Source organism: Cupriavidus sp. R6-3, from assembly GCF_059772245.1.
Window position 1 is genome coordinate 1 of record NZ_JCBAJO010000308.1, and the last position, 4,499, is coordinate 4,499.

Consider the following 4,499-nt stretch of genomic DNA (forward strand, 5'->3'; position numbering starts at 1 on the left):
CGTCCATCGGCGAGAGCGCGGCGGCCGAGCGCGCCACGGTCGGTGCCTCGCTCGCTGCCGCGTTCGGTGCCACGATCGATGCCGCGTTGGGTGCCGGCTGGGCTCATGAATGCTTCCCGTCCCGCGGCTCAGCGCCGGCCAGGCTGATAGACCTGGTCGAAGGTGCCGCCGTCGGCGAAGTGGGCCTGCTGCGCCTTCTGCCAACCGCCGAACACCTCGTCGATGGTGAACAGCTTCACCTGCGGGAAGGCCGACGCGTACTTGGCCGCGATCTTCTGCGAGATCGGGCGGTAGTAGTTGCGCGCCGCGATCTCCTGGCCCTCGTCGGTATAGAGGAACTGCAGATAGGCCTCGGCGGCACGGCGCGTGCCGCGCTTGTCGACCACCTTGTCGACCACCGCGACCGGCGGCTCGGCCAGGATCGACACGGACGGGGCGACGATATCGAACTTGTCCGGGCCGAGCTCCTTGATCGCCAGCAGCGCCTCGTTCTCCCAGGCGATCAGCACATCGCCGATGCCGCGCTCGACGAAGGTGGTGGTCGCGCCGCGCGCGCCGGAGTCCAGCACCGGCACGTTCTTCAGCAGCTGGGCGACGAAATCCCGCGCCTTGGCTTCGTTGCCGCCCGGCTGGCGCAGCGCATAGCCCCAGGCCGCCAGATAGTTCCAGCGGGCGCCGCCGGAGGTCTTCGGGTTGGGCGTGATGACCTGCACGCCCGGCTTGACCAGGTCGCTCCAGTCGCGGATGTTCTTCGGATTGCCCTTGCGCACCAGGAACACGATGGTCGAGGTATAGGGCGAGGCGTTGTGCGGCAGCCGCTTCTGCCAGTCCGGCTTGATCAGGCCCTTCTGGGCCACCGCATCGACGTCGTAGCCGAGCGCCAGCGTGACCACGTCCGCCTCCAGCCCGTCGATCACCGAGCGCGCCTGCTTGCCCGAGCCGCCGTGCGACTGGCGGATCGTCACGTTGTCGCCGCCCCGGGCCTTCCAGGCCTTGGCGAAGGCGGCATTGACGTCGACATACAGCTCGCGCGTGGGGTCGTAGGACACGTTCAACAGGGTCGTTTGGGCATGCGCGAGACCGGCCACGCCGGCAAGGGACAACACTGCGGCCGCAATGGCCAACTGGCGAATCATCTTCAAGGGCTCCCGTCCGTCGGAAAAAACAAGGCTGGCATGCGCGACGGCATGCATGGGCCATCGCGACAGCATCGAGGCTACCGGCGGGCAAGGCGACAAGGAACGAATGGTTTCGCCGATCCAAGCACGTTTTTCGCATAAGGCGGCCGGACGGCCGTGCCGGGGCAATGACGAGGCCCACCAAGGGCCACGCCAAAGGACGAGGCCGCAGACGAGGCCAAGAAACGGGGCAATGAGGGGGAAGGACGGCGGACAGGACCGGGCAACGACGAGGCAATGACCGGACTTGGCGACGATGGGCCGCGGACGCGCGCCCAAAAGAAAAAACCCGCGGTACGGGAGCACCGCGGGTCAAGTTTCCAGGTTGGAAACGGGTAGACAAGTCATGAAGTGCGCCCCCGCAGCTTCATGACAGGGTCGATGTTAGGGGCAAGGAAGCAACGGCGCCTTGACGCAGGTCAAGAACAGGCGCCGTCGTGGCGCAAGCGCCAGAGATGCGCCGCGCCACCTCTTTCTCAATGCACCACCCGCCCAAACGTGAACTCCCCGTTCTGATAGTCCACCGGCACGACGTCCTTGGCGGCGAACTTGCCTTCCAGGATCAGCCGCGCGACCGGGTTTTCGATCTGCTGCTGGATCGCGCGCTTCAGCGGGCGCGCGCCGAACACCGGATCGTAGCCTGCGCTGGCGATGCGCTCCAGGGCGGCGTCGCTGACTTCCAGCGCCATGTCCATGCGGGCCAGGCGCGACTGCAGGCGCTGCAGCTGGATCTTCGCGATCGACTCGATGTGCTTCTGGTCGAGCGCGTGGAACACCACCACTTCGTCGATGCGGTTCAGGAACTCCGGCCGGAACTGCGTCTTGACCTCCTGCCACACGGCGCCCTTGATGGCCTCGTGCGGTTCGCCGCTCATCTGCTGGATGATCTGCGAGCCCAGGTTCGACGTCATCACGATCACCGTGTTCTTGAAGTCCACGGTGCGCCCCTGGCCATCGGTCAGCCGGCCGTCGTCGAGCACCTGCAGCAGCACGTTGAACACGTCCGGGTGGGCCTTCTCGACCTCGTCGAGCAGCACCACGCTATACGGCTTGCGCCGCACCGCCTCGGTCAGGTAGCCGCCTTCCTCGTAGCCGACATAGCCCGGCGGCGCGCCGATCAGCCGCGACACGCTGTGCTTCTCCATGAATTCGCTCATGTCGATGCGGATCAGGTGCTCTTCCGAGTCGAACAGGAACTCGGCCAGCGCCTTGCACAGCTCGGTCTTGCCGACGCCGGTCGGGCCCAGGAACAGGAACGAGCCATACGGCTTGTTCTCGTCGGCCAGCCCCGCGCGCGAACGGCGGATCGCGTCGGACACCAGCCGCACGGCCTCGTCCTGGCCGACCACCCGCTTGTGCAGGTAGTCCTCCATCGCGATCAGCTTCTCGCGCTCGCCCTGCATCATCTTGGCCACCGGAATACCGGTCGCGCGGCTGACCACCTCGGCGATCTCCTCGGCGCCGACCTGCGTGCGCAGCAGCCGGTTGGGCTGCTTCTGCTCGCTGGCCTCGGCCGCGGTGGCGGCCTTGAGCTTGCCTTCGAGCTCCGGCAGCCTGCCGTACTGCAGCTCGGCGACCTTGTCGAGCTTGCCCTCGCGCTGCAGCCGCGCGATCTCGAGGCGGATCTTGTCGATCTCCTCCTTCAGCGCGGCGGCGCCCTGGGCAGCGCCCTTCTCGGCCTTCCAGATCTCGTCGAGGTCGGCGTACTCCTTCTCGAGCCGCGCGATCTCCTGCTCGATCAGTTCGAGCCGCTTGCGCGAGGCCTCGTCGGTCTCCTTCTTGACCGCCTCGCGCTCGATCTTCAGCTGGATCGTGCGGCGCTCGAGCTTGTCCATCTCCTCCGGCTTGGAGTCGATTTCCATCTTGATGCGCGCGGCCGCCTCGTCGATCAGGTCAATCGCCTTGTCGGGCAGGAAACGGTCGGTGATATAGCGGTGCGACAGCTCGGCCGCGGCGACGATGGCCGGGTCGGTGATCTCGACACCGTGGTGCAGCTCGTACTTTTCCTGCAGGCCGCGCAGGATCGCTATGGTCGCCTCGACCGTCGGCTCGTCGACCAGCACCTTCTGGAAGCGGCGCTCCAGCGCGGCATCCTTCTCGATGTACTTGCGGTACTCGTCCAGCGTGGTCGCGCCGATGCAGTGCAGCTCGCCGCGCGCCAGCGCGGGCTTGAGCATGTTGCCCGCGTCGATCGCGCCCTCGGCCTTGCCGGCGCCGACCATCGTGTGGATCTCGTCGATGAAGACGATGGTCTGGCCCTCGTCCTTGGCGATATCGGACAGCACCGCCTTCAGGCGCTCCTCGAACTCGCCGCGATACTTGGCGCCGGCCAGCAGGCCCGCCATGTCGAGCACCAGCACGCGCTTGTTCTTCAGCGACTCGGGCACTTCGCCGTTGACGATGCGCTGCGCCAGCCCTTCGACGATCGCGGTCTTGCCGACGCCGGGCTCGCCGATCAGCACCGGGTTGTTCTTGGTGCGGCGCTGCAGGATCTGGATCGCGCGGCGGATCTCGTCGTCGCGGCCGATCACCGGGTCGAGCTTGCCCAGGCGGGCGCGCTCGGTCAGGTCGATCGTGTATTTCTTCAGCGCCTCGCGCTGGGCCTCGGCGTCCGCGCTGTTGACGGACTCGCCGCCGCGCACGGCGTCGATCGCCGCCTCCAGCGACTTGCGGCTCATGCCGTGCTCGCGCGCGATGCGGCCGGTCTCGCCCTTGTCGTCGGCGACCGCGAGCAGGAACAGCTCGCTGGCGACGAACTGGTCGCCGCGCTTGATCGCTTCCTTCTCGGTGGCGTTGAACAGCGCCGCCAGCTCGCGGCCGAGCTGGACCTCGCTGGTGCCCTGCACCTGCGGCAGCCGCTTGATGGCGGCGTCGAGCGCGCTGGCCAGGCCGTTGATGTTGACGCCGGCGCGCGACAGCAGCGCGCGCGCCGAGCCGTCGTTCTGCGCCAGCAGCGCGCGCAGCAGATGCTGCGGTTCGATGTATTGGTTGTCGTTGCCGATCGCCAGGGTCTGGGCATCGGCCAGCGCTTCCTGGAATCGGGTAGTCAGTTTGTCAAGACGCATGGGGAAACCCTCTCTGGGATACGTGTCCCGAGGCGGCCCCGGCGGCGCAGTCGGTACGCACCGCGTCGTCGGCCGGCAGGACACCGGATGTCACTGCCGAAGATAGGGCTTTGCCGTGACATTTCAAGACGAAACGATGCGTATTTGATGTCGCTTGATGTGGCGCAAGCAGCGCGCAAGCGGCGCACGAGCACGCGGAAGCGATGCGCCGGCGGAGGGATCAGGACGACGCCGCGGCCTGCCGGCCCTCCCCCGG

The 4,499-nt window shown here is 67.3% G+C and carries 2 protein-coding genes; both read right to left on the reverse strand.

Features of this window, described 5'->3' with window-relative positions:
• Positions 1–128: 128 nt before the first annotated feature.
• The gene (locus AC6EI8_RS24540) at positions 129–1,136 is read right to left on the reverse strand and encodes a sulfate ABC transporter substrate-binding protein (RefSeq protein WP_265632534.1); all 1,008 of its coding nucleotides are present in this window, start codon (positions 1,134–1,136) and stop codon (positions 129–131) included.
• A gap of 518 nt (positions 1,137–1,654) precedes the next feature.
• Positions 1,655–4,243 carry an ATP-dependent chaperone ClpB gene (clpB, locus tag AC6EI8_RS24545; RefSeq protein WP_226108811.1) on the reverse strand — a complete coding sequence of 863 codons (2,589 nt, stop codon included), beginning with the start codon at positions 4,241–4,243 and terminating at the stop codon, positions 1,655–1,657.
• Positions 4,244–4,499 lie beyond the last annotated feature (256 nt).